The sequence below is a fragment of the uncultured Fibrobacter sp. genome (assembly GCF_946062555.1).
In the GTDB taxonomy this organism is placed as follows: domain Bacteria; phylum Fibrobacterota; class Fibrobacteria; order Fibrobacterales; family Fibrobacteraceae; genus Fibrobacter.
On the sequence record NZ_CAMGVQ010000022.1, the window covers coordinates 1 to 16,531 of the forward strand.

At 48.4% G+C, this 16,531-nt stretch carries 14 protein-coding genes and 1 tRNA gene; 4 read left to right on the forward strand and 11 right to left on the reverse strand.

Features of this window, described 5'->3' with window-relative positions:
• Positions 1–114: 114 nt before the first annotated feature.
• Complete coding sequence (locus Q0P86_RS08250) at positions 115–552, reverse strand: DUF3332 family protein (protein WP_290994164.1); 438 nt, start codon at positions 550–552, stop codon at positions 115–117.
• 253 nt (positions 553–805) lie between these two features.
• Between Q0P86_RS08250 and Q0P86_RS08255 the strand changes: the two genes are divergently transcribed.
• Positions 806–2,329 carry an extracellular solute-binding protein gene (locus Q0P86_RS08255; protein ID WP_295038749.1) on the forward strand — a complete coding sequence of 508 codons (1,524 nt, stop codon included), beginning with the start codon at positions 806–808 and terminating at the stop codon, positions 2,327–2,329.
• Positions 2,330–2,346: 17 nt separating this feature from the next.
• Positions 2,347–4,164, forward strand: coding sequence for a diguanylate cyclase (locus tag Q0P86_RS08260; RefSeq protein ID WP_295038751.1), 1,818 nt, complete (start codon positions 2,347–2,349; stop codon positions 4,162–4,164).
• A gap of 106 nt (positions 4,165–4,270) precedes the next feature.
• Here the strand turns inward: Q0P86_RS08260 and Q0P86_RS08265 are convergent.
• The 7 genes from Q0P86_RS08265 to Q0P86_RS08295 all read right to left on the reverse strand — a co-directional run bounded on the left by Q0P86_RS08265 (position 4,271) and on the right by Q0P86_RS08295 (position 9,800).
• Positions 4,271–4,344, reverse strand: a tRNA-Pro gene (locus tag Q0P86_RS08265).
• A 75-nt stretch (positions 4,345–4,419) separates the two neighbouring features.
• On the reverse strand, positions 4,420–5,145 hold the full coding sequence (locus Q0P86_RS08270) for a hypothetical protein (RefSeq protein ID WP_290994157.1): 726 nt from the start codon (positions 5,143–5,145) through the stop codon (positions 4,420–4,422).
• Positions 5,146–5,167: 22 nt separating this feature from the next.
• Entirely contained in the window at positions 5,168–5,845 is a 678-nt protein-coding gene (locus tag Q0P86_RS08275) for an HAD family hydrolase (RefSeq protein WP_290994155.1), read from the reverse strand.
• Between the two features lie 146 nt (positions 5,846–5,991).
• Positions 5,992–7,455 carry an esterase gene (locus Q0P86_RS08280; RefSeq protein ID WP_290994153.1) on the reverse strand — a complete coding sequence of 488 codons (1,464 nt, stop codon included), beginning with the start codon at positions 7,453–7,455 and terminating at the stop codon, positions 5,992–5,994.
• A gap of 109 nt (positions 7,456–7,564) precedes the next feature.
• Positions 7,565–7,759, reverse strand: a complete 195-nt coding sequence (locus Q0P86_RS08285) for a hypothetical protein (protein WP_290994151.1) — start codon at positions 7,757–7,759, stop codon at positions 7,565–7,567.
• Between the two features lie 11 nt (positions 7,760–7,770).
• On the reverse strand, positions 7,771–9,336 hold the full coding sequence (locus Q0P86_RS08290) for a hypothetical protein (RefSeq protein WP_295038754.1): 1,566 nt from the start codon (positions 9,334–9,336) through the stop codon (positions 7,771–7,773).
• A 29-nt stretch (positions 9,337–9,365) separates the two neighbouring features.
• Positions 9,366–9,800, reverse strand: a complete 435-nt coding sequence (locus Q0P86_RS08295; RefSeq protein WP_295038756.1) for a hypothetical protein — start codon at positions 9,798–9,800, stop codon at positions 9,366–9,368.
• A 250-nt stretch (positions 9,801–10,050) separates the two neighbouring features.
• Between Q0P86_RS08295 and Q0P86_RS08300 the strand changes: the two genes are divergently transcribed.
• Positions 10,051–11,355: an AAA family ATPase gene (locus Q0P86_RS08300; RefSeq protein ID WP_295038758.1), complete on the forward strand. Its 1,305-nt coding sequence runs from the start codon at positions 10,051–10,053 to the stop codon at positions 11,353–11,355.
• 137 nt (positions 11,356–11,492) lie between these two features.
• On the opposite strand, the gene Q0P86_RS08305 is transcribed toward Q0P86_RS08300, so the two are convergent.
• From Q0P86_RS08305 to Q0P86_RS08315, 3 genes are all read right to left on the reverse strand, one after another.
• Positions 11,493–11,816 (reverse strand): type II toxin-antitoxin system RelB/DinJ family antitoxin, encoded by a 324-nt coding sequence (locus Q0P86_RS08305; protein WP_295038760.1) that lies wholly within the window; start codon positions 11,814–11,816, stop codon positions 11,493–11,495.
• Between the two features lie 185 nt (positions 11,817–12,001).
• Positions 12,002–13,093: a hypothetical protein gene (locus Q0P86_RS08310; protein ID WP_295038762.1), complete on the reverse strand. Its 1,092-nt coding sequence runs from the start codon at positions 13,091–13,093 to the stop codon at positions 12,002–12,004.
• 2 nt (positions 13,094–13,095) lie between these two features.
• A complete protein-coding gene (locus tag Q0P86_RS08315) occupies positions 13,096–14,322 on the reverse strand; it encodes a DNA cytosine methyltransferase (protein ID WP_295038764.1) in 1,227 nt (408 codons plus the stop codon).
• An 854-nt stretch (positions 14,323–15,176) separates the two neighbouring features.
• Here Q0P86_RS08315 and miaB point away from each other — a divergent pair.
• Positions 15,177–16,499 (forward strand): tRNA (N6-isopentenyl adenosine(37)-C2)-methylthiotransferase MiaB, encoded by a 1,323-nt coding sequence (gene miaB, locus Q0P86_RS08320; protein WP_295038766.1) that lies wholly within the window; start codon positions 15,177–15,179, stop codon positions 16,497–16,499.
• Positions 16,500–16,531: the final 32 nt, after the last annotated feature.

The window sequence follows — 16,531 nt, forward strand, 5'->3', positions numbered from 1 at the left end:
TGAAAGTCGCTGCACTGAAAGTGCAGGGTTTTAACCATTTTTTGGACAATAAAACACCTGCAAAAAATGCCCCGGAAAAAACCGGAGCACCTAGAACCAAGAAACCGATTCGGATTACTTTTCGATTTCGTACTGAGCAACGACGTTGCCTTCGTTGTCGAGAGCGCGAACAACATTTTCGTCACGCTGAAGGGTCAGGTTGGCCTTTTCACCCTTGGCAGTGGTCAGTTCCACGGACATAGAACCGTCTTCATTCTTCACAGCGGCAATGGTGTTGCCCTGGGCGTCCTTTTCGAAGTAGGAATCACCGGAAGCGAGCGGGTTGGAGCCGGTCCAGAATTCGATGGTGTTCAACACGAGGCCGTCCACGAGGAACAGGCAGATGCCGTACACCGGCAACCAGAACAGGATGAAGTGGACAATGGAGTTGATCCACTTGTCACCGAGGGTGCCGTTCCAGTCATGAAGCTTGTTGAAGCAAGCGTTTTTGCCATAGCAACCGGAAAGAACAATCATACCGGCGCAGAGAAGGGTGACAATACCTTTTTTCATTTTTTTTACTCCTTAGGATTGTTTTAGCGTCTTTTGGACAGCGGGAAATATAACTAAAACAACAGGTTAGCAACACATTTGCGTCCTTTTTTCCAAATTTTCGACAAAAAAAAACGTTTGCTTTTGTTTACAAAGCTAAAGATTATTCGCAAATCAATATTATATTTTAGTGACGGATTTCAGATAACGAAAATTTTTTTTATTTTAGAGATATACCTTTTGAATAAGATTTGAAAGGACTAAAGGAGTGATAATGGGTAACATGACGAACAAGATGAAGCTTTCTGTATTTGCAGCTCTTTTTGCAACGGCAACCGCCATGGCGGCTCCCAAGCCGTTAACTATTTGGATTATGCCGAACGGAGCCTCCCCTCAAGAGACTCTAGAAAAAAGACTTGAATTGTTTACCAAAAAGACCGGCATCCCGACCAAGGTGCAAGTGCTGGACTGGGGTGAAGCCTGGAACCGCATCACGCAGGCACTGGCTAACCAGCGGGACGGAGCCCCCGATGTCGTCCAGTTGGGAACCACCTGGATACCCTATTTCGCCTCCCGCAACGAAATCAAGCCCTTGAACGAACACCTCAGCGAAATCCAGCCGGCGCGGTTCGTCCCCGTCAGCTGGAATACAACGCATATCGATTCAGACTCCATCATCTACTCCGTACCTTGGTTCATCGACATCCGTCCGGTTCTCGCCAACAAGAGAATCCTTAAGAAATACGGCATCACCAGGGAATCGGTCAGGAGCTACGACGGTTTCAGGAACGCCATCCGCAAGGTCAACGAAGCCAATGAAATTTTGGAAGACGGAGCCCATGTCCGCGGTTACGCTTTCCCGGGCAAGAGTGACTGGAACATCCCGCACAACTTTGCCCCATGGATCTGGAGCAACGGCGGATCATTTATCCAAAAAGACAGTGCCGGCTGGCATGCCAACATTCTTTCCAAAGAAACATTGCTCGGTATCGCAAGCTACCTGCATTTCGTGATGGACTCGCTAGTCATGCCCGAAGCCCTGCAATCAAACACGGCCCAGATTGCCCAGCAGTTCAACAACGGTGAACTGGCCTTTATCGTCAATACCTCCGAAATCGTGATGCAGACCCGCATCCATGGTAACCAGGGCGGCCTTTCCAATGCACGCATCGGTAGCGATAGCGTCTTGGTGCTCCCGATTCCCCAAGGTTCCAATGGCAGTGTAAGCTTTATCGGAGGATCGAACCTCGCCATTCCTTCGAGCAACAACCGCAAGGAAGCCCTCGACCTCTTGCTGTTCCTAGTCAACGACGAAAACCTGGACGCCTATACCAAGCAGATCGGTCTGTTGCCGCCCTCCAAGAAAGTCTTGCAGGAATGGGCCAAGGACGAAGATTACAAGACTTTGACTATCGCCCTCGAAACTGGACGCACTTACGTTCCGATTCCCGTATGGGGAGAACTGGAACAACAGTTCGTATCCATGTTCAGCACCATCTGGGAACAGATGGAAATTCCGTCGCTCTACTCCGAAGACAAGCTGTATGAAATATTCAAACAGTACACCATTGAAATTGACAAGAAACTGAACTACCCCACGGCCAGTTTCATGACCCTCGCCGAATTCAAGGAGAACTGGAACAAAGTCAATACGCCCCTTGAAGAAAAGACGAGCAGTTCCGCCAAGGATACGACAACGAGCGTGGCCGACGCCAACCTGAAGAAAGCGCCGTTCGTATTTGTGGCCATGCTTGTTCTCGGCTTCCTGTTCGCCTTTTTCCGCAAGAAGAAAAAATAAGCACTTAAGGTAATTTCATGCCTATCGGTTCCTTTTCTGGTTTTTCACGAAGCATCGTCTTTAAGGTTTTGCTAGTGCTGATAGTCTCCATGACCCTTGTGGTCACGGGGAGTATCATCATTTTCAATAATAAGCAAACAGACCTGATGCTGGACTGGAGCTTCAACAACAACGAAGCACAGCTAAACCAGATTGCCAATATGTCGAGCCTCGAGATGAAACAGTTTGGAGAAAGGCTTACTTTGCTCGCCAAGACCTCCGAAATTCAGAGCATGGACCCGACAATCGCAGCCAGTTACCTCAAGAGCTATAACATTTCATCTCTATTCATTTCGGGCGAAGTCATTACCTTGTACGACAAGGACACTCATTTCGTTTGCGACAATTCCATGGTCGGTCTGCAGACTGATCCTGCATACCCCATTGAATTTGCACGAATCACGCCACACCGTCCCTACATCACCCCTTGGTTTAGGGATTCCAAGGACGCTCCGCCCAAACGACTATTCGGCATCACCATTTCGAACCGCAACGGCGGTGACGGAAGCCTTGTTGCCAGTTTTTCACTCCGCAGACTCTGGACGAACTTTCCTGATTACACCATCGGCAAGAAAGGCTTCCTAGTCGCTATCAACGGAAACGGAGAAATTCTCTACCATCCTGATTTGAAGAAATGGATGACCGACGTCCACAAGATTTCCGAATTGGGATTGGAAGACATCAACCCGCGCAATTACAAGATTGACAAGGCAAAGTTCTTCAAACTGAAAGACGACGAATCGTACCTGTTGAACATCAACTACAATTCCACTTACGATTTCGCCCTCATATCATTCCAACCCAAGCGCGAAATTGACGAGCTGATTTCATCGGCAACACAGGCAAGCATCGCAATCCTGATTGTTTCAATTCTCATTATCCTGATTATCGCCACATGGATGTTCTACATCCTGGGCGTTCCGCTGAACAAGCTTATCCTGCACATCAAGCAGATTACCCAGGGCAACCTGGACATCCGGGAAATCGATGTCGGAACTCGCTACGACGAAATCGGACAGCTGGGCAAGGCATTCAACATAATGCACAGCACCATCAAGCGTCAGATTGGCGAACTGAATGCTCACAGGGATATCCTTGAACAGGAAGTCCGTGAACGCACCAAGGACTTGGAAGAAGCCAACAAGAAACTCGACCTGATTTCCAAGACCGACGAACTGACGGGACTTCCCAACCGTCGCGACATGAACGAGACGATTGCAAACGAAGTCGGACGCGTGCAACGCACCCACAAGCCTTTCTGCTTTATCTTTATCGACATTGACCACTTCAAGAACATCAACGACACCTACGGCCATGCCTGCGGTGACGTTATCCTGAAATCGGTCGCACAGACGATCCGCGGTCAGCTTCGCAAGTACGACGTTTTCGCCCGCTACGGTGGCGAAGAATTCCTGACCCTTCTCCCCGAGACGGATTTGGAAGGGGCGGCCGTCGTCGCCGAACGCTTCCGCAAGCAGATCGAAAAGATGACCGTCCGCTATGCCGACTTCAACATCAAGATCACGATTACGCTGGGTATCGCCAAATACGACGACCGTCTTGGAGCCGACCGAAGCATCCAGATGGCAGACAAGGCGCTGTACCAAGGTAAGGAAAGCGGTCGAAATCGCGTCATCGTATGGAAACCGGAATGGGTGACGAACGCGGACTACGAGGCTGCCGCCATCGAACTTGCCGCCCTGAAAAAGAACTCCGAAGGTTCCAAGACGGAAAATTTCCAGGTAAGTCTGGACTATATCAACGACACGTCGGACAAGCAAGATCTCCCGAGTTAGCGGATAATGGCAACGGGCACGCCAGAACGCAAGCAGGTTTTGAGTTCCCTTGGCACTAAAATTTTTCGGAATGCAAAAAAACACCGCGTAAACGCGGTGTTTTTTATCGGGATGACTGAATTCGAATCAGCGACCTCTTGAACCCCATTCAAGCGCTCTACCAGGCTGAGCTACATCCCGTTGGATCTTTGGTGGGTCAAAATTAGATAAAAATTAGCTTTTTTGCAAGGCTAACGCCTCAAAAAAGCCAAATTTTTACTTCCAATAACCGACAATCAGAACCTCTGGTGTTGCCTTCGGATACTTTTTGCTCTTGAACGAGACTATCTTGCGGATACTCTTCTGCTTAAGTTCCCAACCTTCACGGGAAAGGCCGTTGGTCGCAAGGGTCACCTTGAGTCCCGGAACCTTGCCGCCTTCCTTGATCTTGTCAAGCTTGTCAACATTCAACATCACGGGTTTGGCAGACATCTTGAACTGCTTGGCCGATTCGGGATCAAGTGTCAAATCGGGGCGATTTTTCTTGTCGGTCTCCCACACATAGAAAGTCCATTCGCGTTTTTCGCCCTTGGCATAATACCCTGCATCAAAGAGTTTTTCGCCGAAGAAGAACGGAACTTTCACGATGCCGTCCATATTCGCAGTGTAAGGCTTGCCCGTCGTATCGACCAGCACGACCACAGGGTTGATTTGGCCTTCCATGTCGGCAGTACTCAGGTCGAATTCAATCGTTACGGTTCCCTTGGCAGGAATCTTGTTCGGGAACTTGAAGTTCGACATTCCATTGCCCTGTCCGAACACATTCTCTAGGACAATTTCACTGCCGGTCGTATTCGCTCCCTTGAGCACGATATGCTTGACATCGCCCTGGTTCAGGACTCCGATAGGATAATTTTCGGGAACAAAGCGGATAGCCTCGTCGGCCATGGCGGCAGTCGAAAAAAAGAAAGCCGCTGCAATAGCAACTGTTTTAAAATTCATAGGTATAATATACAAAATTCCCTTAGACAATCCTACGCAGAAGCTGGCATAATTCTGCATAGCTGAGAACGACATTGTCAGGTTCAAGCGACAGAAGATTCACCGGTTTTCCGAAGCCGCAAAGGAGAGTCACGCAATCGGTGCCCGCGTCACGGGCGGCCAAGATATCAGGTTGGTCATCTCCCACCATGACAGTATCTTCACGGGAGACATGGGCCATTTCGATGATTTTTTGAAGTCCTGCCGGACTAGGCTTGCGTTCGGGCGCCGTGTCGCCGCAAAGAACGAATTCGAATCGGTTACGGAGCCCAAAATGCTCAAGAATCTTTTCAGTCGGGCGAAGCGGCTTGTTCGTAAGCAAGGCCACCCGGACCTTACTGCGGTTGAGGAACTCGACAATTCCTGGTACTGGGCGAGTGCGTTCCGTGCAATGCTCCCAATAGAAATCTGAATAAACTTTGTGAACCTTTTCGACAGTCACCCCCGCGCGGGCGATATTTTCAGAGAGCGCGGCCTCCCCCATGCTCCGTTCGATCAGTTTCATGGAACCGTTCCCAATAAAGCTACGGACCTGTTCCTCGGAATGTTCCGGCAAGCCAAAATGGCGGAGCGCATAATTCACCGCCACGGCAAGGTCGCCGAGAGTATTGAACAAGGTACCATCAAGATCAAAAACAACAAGGGATTTTTTAGAAAGCATAGAAAACCAATTCCGCAACAGCGCCAAATTTAGAAAAGAACATATCCCATTAGGCCTATGTAATGAACAGATAACATGCTTTACAGAAAAAGCGCCATCCTGCATTAAACCGAACGACGCTTTTGGGGGTGTGTTATAGGAATTTTTTAGAACTTGTTGAAGAAATCCCAAGTAGCCTTCGGAACCCAGGACTGCTGCTGGCCCGGATCCTTATGGTCCCAGATATGCCCGCCGTTCTGCGTGCACCAGCGAACCGGGAAACGTTCTTCAACCGTGGTATAGTCGTAGCACACGTGCGGACCGTTGCCGCTATATTCCTGGGCATGTTCATTCTTGGCCTTGCCACCTTCGGAATTGAGCTCCAAAATAATATCGCGAGCGGCGCGCCCCATTGTCGGAGTGCAAAGGTTGTCTTGCAAGCCGAGCACGCCCATCCAGCCGATACCCATCTGCTTGCGCTGCGGGAGCCAGATATTGCGTTCGGCAGTTTCGTATACAGCCACGGCGCGGAGCACATCCTGATGGTTCCAGGAGAGACCATTACTGAACATGGAACCGTAACTAAAGCCCGTTGAGAACACGCGAGAAGAGTCGATGCAGAAATTGCCTTCGAAGTATGCAAGGAGTTCATCAAAAAGCAAGTAGTCGTCCTGACCCCACGGGGCCTGGTTACCATTGCCTTCCGGAGCAACGAAGATGGCGGAATTGTCTGTATCGAGCGGTTTCAGGCCATAGTAACCTTCATCCTGCACGCCACCGGCCCAGCCGCCCATGCACTGCATGCCGAAAATGAGTTTGTACGGTTTATTCTTGTCGTAGTTCTTCGGAATGTCAAGACGCACCGTGCGCGTACCCTTGCTCCACTTGAATTCGATATATGGCTTGTCGCCGCGATACTTGTAATCAAGTCTTGTATCCTTGCCGCAACCACGCGTAGGTACAGGATCGTTCTTGAGGCCCCATCCATAGGCATACTGCGGCTCAGGTTTCGTAAGCGTTAGCACCAGGTTCGTGTCGAGATTCGCAAGTTTTACAGTCAATGTATCAAAGCCATCGGCAATCACGCGGAGATCGTCAGTATCATTTGTCTTTTTAAGGGCATTTGCAACACTTGCCGACTTGCCACCAAAAGCGGCTCCGTAGTTTCCTTGCGAGGTAAAGCGGATATTGCGCTGGACACTCCCGATTTTGACAAGAGCATAGTAAGCCCCCTGAGCCTTGACACAGGCCTGCAAATCGAGACTCCCCGAACCATAAAGCGTTTCCTTCAAAAGGCGGTTACCCATCATGTCAAAAATTTGCACCTGAACGGGTTCGCTTGAACGCTGAGAGAACGAAAGGATGCCGTTATTCACGCTAATGTAACCCGGCAGAACACGTCCCAAACTAGCTCCAGGAAGAGCATCCGTATCGGCAGATTCATCCTGATGCAAGGTAAATTCGCCGTTGTCGTCGGTAGTAGTTTCTAGCCCTTTCTGCAGTAACTTTACCGCTGCGCCACTTACCGTTTTCCCTTGTTCATCGCTCACCTTGCCCGATACCGTAAAGGCGTTCGCCGAAACGGCAAAGGCGCAGGCGAGAGCCAATGATTCCCAAACACTTTTTTTCATAAGAGCTCCTTTTTCAGCTTTTCCCTTAAAAAATATCTCTAAAAAAAGGAAAAAATTCTATTGTAAAAACAAAAGTGTGGACAATTAGTCAAGGAATGTAGACAAATTTTTACCGAACAAATTCCATTTCCACAAGGAATCGGTAAAAGCAAAGCGCCGACACGCCCAAGATGAACACCAGCACGATTACGAACTGCACCGGATGCTCGCGGAAACTGTAATCCGCCTTGCCGTAAGAGAACTGCCCACGAACAATCGCACTGATGAAAAGCGCCAAGAAGATTAATGCTAGCAGAAGGGACATAGAAGAGTGCGTTATCGGGATTTCAATAGTAGCTTATTATTTTCTTGGAGGCCGTCGTTGTCGAAGCGGACGGTGGGATTCTTGCCACTTTTGTAGGCATCTTCGCTCTCGTAGAGGGAGAGCGCCACGGAAACGCCAGGCTGGGTTGCAAGATTTGCCTCGCCCGCCGGAACCGCGCTCGGCATAACTTTATACGTAAAGGAGAAATCCTGCGAAGCGCCGTCCTTGAATATACCCTTGGGAATGCGGACGGTCTCACCAATCTGCGCAAGCGCCTTGCCCGTACTGTCCACGAATTCTGCCACCAAATACACATCGAAGAAACAGGGCGCCACGCCGGTGTTCTTGATGGTAATATTCAGCGTATTCGTCGCAACATTGCCTGCGGCGGTGTCGGCGGAGTTTTCCGCAGTTGATGCCGCATTATCAGCCCCCGCGATCGTCAGCAACTCCGCACGCGTCACGGTAAAGTTGTACCCGACGACCTTGCTCATGGAATCGGCCAGCGCCTTGTTGTCCTTGTAGAAATAGTAACCGCAGTCGTTGTCCTGATCCAGAACGTAGTAAGTCAGGTGCGCCGTAGTAATCGCATCCACCCAGCGTTCCGCAGTCCACTTCTGGCTACCTCCGGGAATCAGGTCGTCGTAGGTCAGCATCGTCTTGTAACCGGCGATGTTTTCGGCGATGGTCGGGAGGTTCGCATTGTACGCCCGCAGCAAGGTATCGGGCCTGCCGGGAATGCCAATGAACCCGTCGTCGCGCTTGGTAATGCCGAGGTTGAGCGCATGCGTATAGACATCGCCAAAACCGTTGGAAGGCAGCACCAGCTGGGTTTTCTTGAACACGGACGCATAATAGTCCAGCATGTCCTTCAGCACCGAGTCGGCAGGCATCACGCTCCCCAATATGTGCGAGGTATGCCATTCGCCCCACTCGCCAAAGGTGCGGATATCGATGTATTCGATGCGCGGGTCGCCATCGTATTTTTCGGCCAGGGCCTTCGCGAACTCCTTCGCCGCCCAAATATAGATGGAATCGTCCCAGACGGGAGCGTACGCATGGTATTCTGTCCCGCGCAAATCAATCTGGATTTTCTTCGCGCCCATCTCATAGACAAAGGGCGGAGTCCAGTCGTAAACGCCCTTAGCCGGATTTAGCTTGTTCCACTGCTGGTAACCGGAACCGTACGAAACCAGGTCCCACGCCCTGTTATTCAGGGAACCGTAAGGGCCGTATTCAAATTCCGGGACAAAAGTCCACGCGCCACCCGTCGGCACCGTGAAGCCCTTGTGCGGGTTAGAAAGCGGCCCGTCAAAAGGCTTGAGCGCGTAGGTGATTTTTGTGGTGTCTGAGAATGTCGCAGAACCGGAGTCACCGCTGTTAGAGGATGTCATTCCGGCCCCTGAGCCGGAATCACCATTTACACTGCTTGATGAGACTTCTATAGACGAATTCGACTCTTCAACGGCGCTGCTTTCTGTATTCTCGGGTCCGGAGCCGCTCGAATCATCGCCACAAGCGACAAGGAGGGCAAATAAGGACGCAAAAAATGCGAGCAAAAACTTTGGGCGATTCATATCAAGTTTCTTTCTTTGCCCTTATCAAATCATGGACAGCTGGGTTCAAAATAAAAAACGCATGAATAAAGTCTTTTTGAATCCACCCTATAATGACCAGAGCCCCTTTTTGAAATAATGCTATAAGAAGAATCACATGGTGTTTCCACAGAATCAATAACAATATATGTACTGTTCAAATCCTTCCCACCTACAATATAATCCAAAGTATCGCCCAAGACAACCACACTCAAAGATATGGTGTCTTTATATCCATTTTGAAACGGAATTTCATAAGAAGAACATTTATCCGAACTACAATTGCTGTAAGAGTGCCTATTAGAAAGAATCGTATCAATAGTCACAACCGATTTTATTTCCAAATATTCTTCAGTATCAGAGCAACCGGCATCACAAGCCACAAGCCGCGCCGCTGCGGCCATCAGAATAAACTTCCCAAGGTATTTGCGTAAGAACTTCGCCATGATTTAAGTATAACAAAAAAATGTCTTTCTCCCGTTTTTTTTGTATATAATCCACGGACTGATACCGGTAGCAGAATTCCGTCTACAAGCCTCGTTCGACTCAAAATGCCGACTTTTGAAAGGGTCATGGAAGCCCCGAAACATCATGACGGACTGTATTTCGTGCCGAAAATGTGAGAATTCCACAAAAAGTCCTATAAAAAATGTAATTTCTGTTGCAAAAGTCCTATGACTTTTGTATATTAAAGGTATGAAACGCGAATTTTTGAAAGATTTGGTTGCCTGGGAAAACAGTAAGCGCCGGAAGCCCCTGCTTTTGACGGGTGTTCGCCAATGCGGCAAGACCCATACATTAAAGGAATTCGGAGCAAAATACTTCGATAACGTATGCTACATCAACTTTGAGTCTAGCGACAAGTTCGCCGCCATTTTCGATTATGACTTTGATGTAGAGAGGATTGTCAGGGAACTTGAACTGCTTACGCAAAGCAAAATTGAGGCCGGCAAGACGCTCCTGATTTTTGATGAAATCCAGGAAGCTCCGCGGGCAATCACTTCCTTGAAATATTTCTGCGAGAACAAGCGAGAACTCCATGTGGCATGCGCGGGCTCCTTGCTCGGCGTTGCTCTCCGTCGCGAAAACATTTCCTTCCCTGTCGGGAAAGTCAACCGCATGCAGATGTTCCCGATGAACTTCAGGGAATTCTTGACCGCCTGCGGTAAAGAAAGATACATTGAACTCTTTGCAGAATGGCCTATTGATCGGACGATTCCCGAAATCTATGCAAAGCCCATGGAACGCCTGCTGAAGGAATACCTTGTTGTAGGCGGGATGCCCGAAGCGGTGAACGAGTACGCAACCTCCAAAAATTTTGAAACCGTGGGAGAAATCCAGGATGAAATCCTTGCGGACTATGCGGACGATTTCTCGAAGCACGCTCCCGTAAATGAAATTGAAAAAATCCGCATGATATGGGATTCCGTGCCCAAGCAACTTGCCAAGGAAAACAACAAGTTCATGTTTTCGCATGTAAAGAACGGCAAAAGGGCACACGAGCTGGAGGCCGCGTTACAATGGCTTAAGAACGCCGGGCTTGTCCATTTGGTTGAGCTTGTGCAGAATGCAGAAGTTCCCTTGTCTGCAAATTCAGATGCAACGAATTTCAAGGTGTACCTTTCGGACATCGGCCTGCTGGGCCGCAGACTTTCGCTTGGCTACAAGGATATCTTGATGGACGATACGCCCAATACGAATAAGGGTGCCGTCACAGAAAACTATGTTCTGAACGAACTGCTCTGCATGCAAAAAAGCCCGTATTTCTGGCGCTCGGGGAACAGTGCGGAACTTGATTTCCTCTTTGAAAATGACGGGAAAGTCGTTCCAGTCGAGGTCAAGGCGGCTACTAACACGCAAGCCAAAAGCTACAAGCAGTTCTGCAAGAAATTTGCACCGACAAAGGGGTACAAGCTTTCGCTCAAGAACATCGCCGTGAATGATTGTGAAGGATGCTCAACGGTAAGCCTGCCACTTTACTTGTTGTGGACGATTCGTTGACTTTGGAAGGGAGAAATCATCAAGTTCCTGATGATTTTTTCCGCATCGACTAGTCGCGCTCCGTTACTGATTTCGGAGATGGCTTCAGAAAGTTACGCGTATATGTTGTCTAAGGACGCGACCGTTACGAGCCTTGTCTAAGCTTTTTTGCATTCTGACAATTCCTTGTATTTTTTCTTGACATCGGAAAGGACCATCGCGGCGGGGCGGGTGCGGCCTTTCAGCATGTCGTTGTAGCCCTTCTCGAGTTCCGCATCGAGGCGTTCTTTAGACCATTTGGCGGAGTTTTCTGGAGCCTTGGGCAACTTCACGTCGAAGGGAATTCCCTGTTGCAGAATAATCTGCTTGTAGAACATGTTGATGGCGCTGGAAACGGATATGCCGAGGGTTTCCAGGACGTTCTCGGCCTGTTCCTTAACATCGGGCTCTATACGAGCGTATAAATTTGCAGTCTTGTTCATGCCACTCAATATATATTTTTGTACGCACAAAAGCAATACATTTTGAAAATTTTTAACACTCTCGCCTAGGGAGCGTATTATGACATTTTCGAAAGTGCCATTGTCAACAATGCCGCGACTAGACTTGCTAGAATTGTAAATCTAGAAGGCTCTTGCCGAACGAGTAAACCCTGGTATCTTTCTTTTTATTGAAGAATCCTTTTCCCTATATCGGCTACAATTTTTTTGAGGACGTCTTTTTCTGCACTTGAAAACTTGCCGATAGACAAAACTCTTGTTTTCCAATGCTCAAAATATTGTTGAGGAAGTTCCTTTTTATTGAATGCTTTGGCAATATCAGCCTTCCATTCGTTAATTTTGCCTATTACCTGCGGGACATTCACCCCATTTACGACCGTGCGACCACCAGCGGAAAAATTATCGCGGAATGATGGACAAACAACGCCTTTTCTCTGTAGTAACCATTGGCAGGCGTATTCATAATCACCCCCCAAAACGCTCGGAGATGCGATAAGCATTTCAATTTTTATCTCTTGTTTTTCATCTGCCGAAAGCTTATTCCAAAATTTCACTTTATTGTTGACAAGTGAACTTGCGAATTTTTCTTCCGCTAAATCAAGTTTTGAAAATTCATCTATACTTGGGCTAAACCACCATAAGTCTTCACCATCACTTGTTGCGTTACGCTTCATTTTAGAATCGACCATATAGGTTCTGAACGCATCAAAAGGATTTTTCATATGACGGATTTCATCATATGATTTACCCAATCTCTTAAAAAGAGATTTTTCTCTTGAAACATTCATATCCAGCATATAGCGAGGACTATGCGTAACGGCAACATCTTCTACGCAATCCTCAAACGAGCGGTATTTAATTTCAAAAGGGTTTTGCTTGCCGCAAAATACATGGATTCTGCTGACATCAGGGATCCTTGTAGATTCCATGATGCTTCCTCCCATTACCTTCCATGAATCATTTCGAGTACTGAGTGTTTTGACTTCTATGCCCAAAGCTTGATTTTTGTTGATTCTTGCGACAATATCAGGAAATTTATGACCGCCAATATATTCAATATTCCAATCGGGAACCCCAACAAAATCTTTTGACTTGTCTAGAGCTTTGCATACCTCACCTTCAAAAATCTTCCAAAAATCACCGCTAGCAAATCGAGATGAATCCCTCTGCAATCGTTCTTTCGCACACGAGAGCAGATTATTGAAATTCTCCAACGTCCTTGGGTCACAAATTAATTTTTCGCCAACGGAAATGGACATAATTATTCTCCGAACAAATCATTCCAAAGAGATTCAAGTCTTTTCCCAATTGAGTAACCAAGCAAAGGTGGGACCGCATTCCCGATGACTTTATAGGCATCAGATGAATTGACTTTATTGGTTCCGTCGTTAAAGATGAATTCATAATCATCGGGGAACGTCTGAATTCTTGCGCATTCACGAACACTTAAGCGACGTTCCTGCAATCCTTTGTTCAATTCAGATGAAATCTTTCCGCCATGTTCTTCGCTCAACCTGCGATATTCAATATTGCCATGATGTTCGCTTCGGATTGTCGGACCGACACCGTCCATATCGATTTCGGAGCTGCCCTGCATTTTGCCATAGTATTTCGCTTTTGAATAAGATTGTTGTGCTGCATCTGAGCTTTCGTCAGGCTCTTTCAACCCAACGAAGGCATCCTTGCAGGTGACGATTTTTTGAAGACCGTCTCCATGCGTCTTTATCGGGTACGGATAATATGGCGATTTTTCGGAGTTCCTTTCTATGTCGGCAAGAATTTTGGGATTTGCGTACTTTCTAGAAATGCCAATGAAAACAACACGCTCGCGACTTTGAGGAACGCCGTATTCCCATGCCTTCAAGACCTGAGCATCGACAACGCAATACCCTTTGTCGATGTTGCGAAAATCGGTTTCAATAATCTTCTTGGCGTCGCCTAATGAAACGAGACCTTTTACGTTTTCAGCTATAAAAACTTTTGGCTTGACGATTTCGATGACCTGTTTCATCCAAAGATACAGGGTTCCTCTAGATTCATTTTCAGCGTGTTCTTCGTTTACACCATTGTGACTTTTGGCAGAATCAAACCCAAGACGTTTTCCTGCAACTGAGAAATCCTGACAAGGGAAACCGCCTGTGACAACGTCTATATTTTTAGGGAATTGGAATTCACCCGATTTACTCTTCTTGACTAGATCCACAATGGATTCTACTCTGTATATCCCTTCGATTTTCTTTCTGTTGCCGAAGAAGTGGTTCCACGCCTTTTGCGCACAGGACAGGATGTCATTTGCAAAAACAGTCTGAAACCGATTCTTATTCAGGCGAACGAAATTTCGGTTGATATTCTCTTCAATCCAATCCGGATGGATTTTTTCATTAACAGATTTCCTGAGAGTGGTAAAGCCACCCTCAAGCCCAAGATCGAGTCCTCCGCAGCCGGAGAACAGAGAAAGCACACGAAGTGCATTCTTGCCAGAAGCCATAACGCCTCGATGTTCCTACGGAACAGGTGAAATGTTCTGTTTTCACTTCTGTTCACGAAACATCGATGTGCTTCGACAAGAGAATGCCCAAATAGAACTCACCCCAATGAGGTGAGTCCCATTTGTCCAATTCCTGCTGCGTTAAAAATTTGGTCGTATTTTAAGGACGCAAGAACGGGAGCAAAAACGTTTGTCTTTGTTCCTACCCTCAATATTCGATAAAACAAAAAAAGCGTGGTATCGAATACCTGTTCGTCCTTAGGCAACGACCAAGAAGCCCTACGCAAAACAAGCAAACGACCCACGCCCTAATTCGGGTGTGCGTTGTAAGCCTTATTCTTATTGCGTAAAACTTTGGTCGTGTTTTAAGGACGCGAGAATAAGAGCAAATTACTCTAAAACCGGTCGCCCTTCACCTTGCAGTTCAGGGCTATGTCAATGAAAAATATACATAATTAGGAATGAAAAGGGAGATGTCGGGTCAAGCCCGGCATGACAATTCGCACAAGCACGAATGGCGATTTTCACCTGAAAACGCCATTTTTTCAAAAACTCCCTTGAAAAAGTGTATTCAAACGCACAAAAGTGGGTTGAAAAAGTGCATTCGGGGGTGTTAGGGGGCGGAGCCCCTTAGGCGAGGGGGTGACGGAAGACTTGCCCTTATCACGCTGTGGAATGAAAAGTATGGATCCCGTCGCCATTTCATAGCTCCAGGATGACGCAGAAGGGGCAAGGCTGCAGGCAGGGGGACACCTCCCCCTTTCATAAAAAAGATTCTATCGCTGCGCTCCAGAATGACTTTTCTAAGCTCTAAGTTCTAAGTTCTGCCAACTAAAAATGCTATCTTTACCCGCATGAAAAAATATCACTTGGCCACATACGGCTGCCAGATGAACGAGTATGACTCGGCGATGATTGCCCAGGAGCTCGACATGTGCGGTTGCGTCGAGACGAGCAACCAGGAAGATGCCGACTTTATCATCGTGAACACCTGCAGCGTGCGCGAGAAGGCCGAGGAAACCGCCATCGCGAACATCAGCAAGCTCAAATACCTGAACAAGAAGAACCCCGACGTGAAGGTGGTCGTTTGCGGCTGCATGGCGAAGAATCGCGGGCCGGAACTTTTGAAGCGCCTGCCGAACGTGAGTTACATTGTGGGCCCGGACCAGTACAAGAAAATTCCGGAGTTGCTGCTGGGCGATGCCAAAAGTCCATTGCACCAGACGCACCACAAGATGTTCGTCGACGAGGACCTGAGCGAGAACTACCTGGGCGAATACGCGAAACTCCAGAACGACTTCAGCACCTTCGTCGCTATCCAGCGCGGTTGCAACAAGCGCTGCAGCTACTGTATTGTGCCGTATCTTCGCGGGCCAGAAAAATACCGCGACATGGAAGATGTTCTTGCCGAAGTGCGCAAGGCGGCCGACAAGGGCATTACCGAGGTGACGCTCCTTGGCCAGACGGTGAACGCCTACAAGACGGAAGGTGGCAATTTTGCGGACCTGCTTACGAAGGTTTCTGAAATCGGGGGCATCCGACGCATCAGATTCACGAGCCCGCACCCGAGACACTACACGAACGAACTCATCGACGTGCTGCTGAACAACCCGAAGGTTTGCCACTACGCGCACATCCCCATCCAGAGCGGCTCCGACGCCATGCTCAAGAAGATGCGCCGCCAGCACAACATGGAGCAGTACCTCTCGATTATCGAGCAGCTGCGGAGCCACGACCCGTTCTACGGGATTTCGACGGACGTGATTTGCGGATTCGTGGGCGAAACGGAAGAGGACTTCGAGCAGACGCTCAAGGCATTTGAACAGTGCCAGTTCGACAGCGCCTTCATGTTCATCTACAGCCCGCGCAAGGGCACGGAATCGTACAAGGAAGCGGAGACGCTCACCGAGGCCGAAAAGAACGAGCGCCACACGCGCCTGGTGGAACTGCAGAACGCCATTACCCTCAAGCGTAACCAGATGATGCTGGGCCGCACCGAGGAACTGCTGGTAGAAAAGAACTCCGTGCGCGACGAAACGGAAATGCGTGGCCGCACCGACAACTTCAAGAAGGTGGTGTTCAAGCCGGAAGTTGGCCAAATCGTAAAGCCCGGCGACTACGTGAAGGTGAAGCTGGACGACATTCGCGGATGGACGATACGAGGAACGCTGGTGTGAAGTGTGAAGTGTGAGGTGTGGAGTGTGGAATG

Coding starts and splice junctions, on each gene's coding strand:
- Q0P86_RS08275 (WP_290994155.1), bottom strand. CDS start 5,845: ATGCTTTCTAAAAAATCCCTTGTTGTTTTTGATCTTGATGGTACCTTG.
- Q0P86_RS08305 (WP_295038760.1), bottom strand. CDS start 11,816: ATGAACAAGACTGCAAATTTATACGCTCGTATAGAGCCCGATGTTAAG.
- Q0P86_RS08255 (WP_295038749.1), top strand. CDS start 806: ATGGGTAACATGACGAACAAGATGAAGCTTTCTGTATTTGCAGCTCTT.
- Q0P86_RS08250 (WP_290994164.1), bottom strand. CDS start 552: ATGAAAAAAGGTATTGTCACCCTTCTCTGCGCCGGTATGATTGTTCTT.
- Q0P86_RS08270 (WP_290994157.1), bottom strand. CDS start 5,145: ATGAATTTTAAAACAGTTGCTATTGCAGCGGCTTTCTTTTTTTCGACT.
- Q0P86_RS08295 (WP_295038756.1), bottom strand. CDS start 9,800: ATGGCGAAGTTCTTACGCAAATACCTTGGGAAGTTTATTCTGATGGCC.
- Q0P86_RS08280 (WP_290994153.1), bottom strand. CDS start 7,455: ATGAAAAAAAGTGTTTGGGAATCATTGGCTCTCGCCTGCGCCTTTGCC.
- miaB (WP_295038766.1), top strand. CDS start 15,177: ATGAAAAAATATCACTTGGCCACATACGGCTGCCAGATGAACGAGTAT.
- Q0P86_RS08315 (WP_295038764.1), bottom strand. CDS start 14,322: ATGGCTTCTGGCAAGAATGCACTTCGTGTGCTTTCTCTGTTCTCCGGC.
- Q0P86_RS08260 (WP_295038751.1), top strand. CDS start 2,347: ATGCCTATCGGTTCCTTTTCTGGTTTTTCACGAAGCATCGTCTTTAAG.
- Q0P86_RS08290 (WP_295038754.1), bottom strand. CDS start 9,336: ATGAATCGCCCAAAGTTTTTGCTCGCATTTTTTGCGTCCTTATTTGCC.
- Q0P86_RS08285 (WP_290994151.1), bottom strand. CDS start 7,759: ATGTCCCTTCTGCTAGCATTAATCTTCTTGGCGCTTTTCATCAGTGCG.
- Q0P86_RS08310 (WP_295038762.1), bottom strand. CDS start 13,093: ATGTCCATTTCCGTTGGCGAAAAATTAATTTGTGACCCAAGGACGTTG.
- Q0P86_RS08300 (WP_295038758.1), top strand. CDS start 10,051: ATGAAACGCGAATTTTTGAAAGATTTGGTTGCCTGGGAAAACAGTAAG.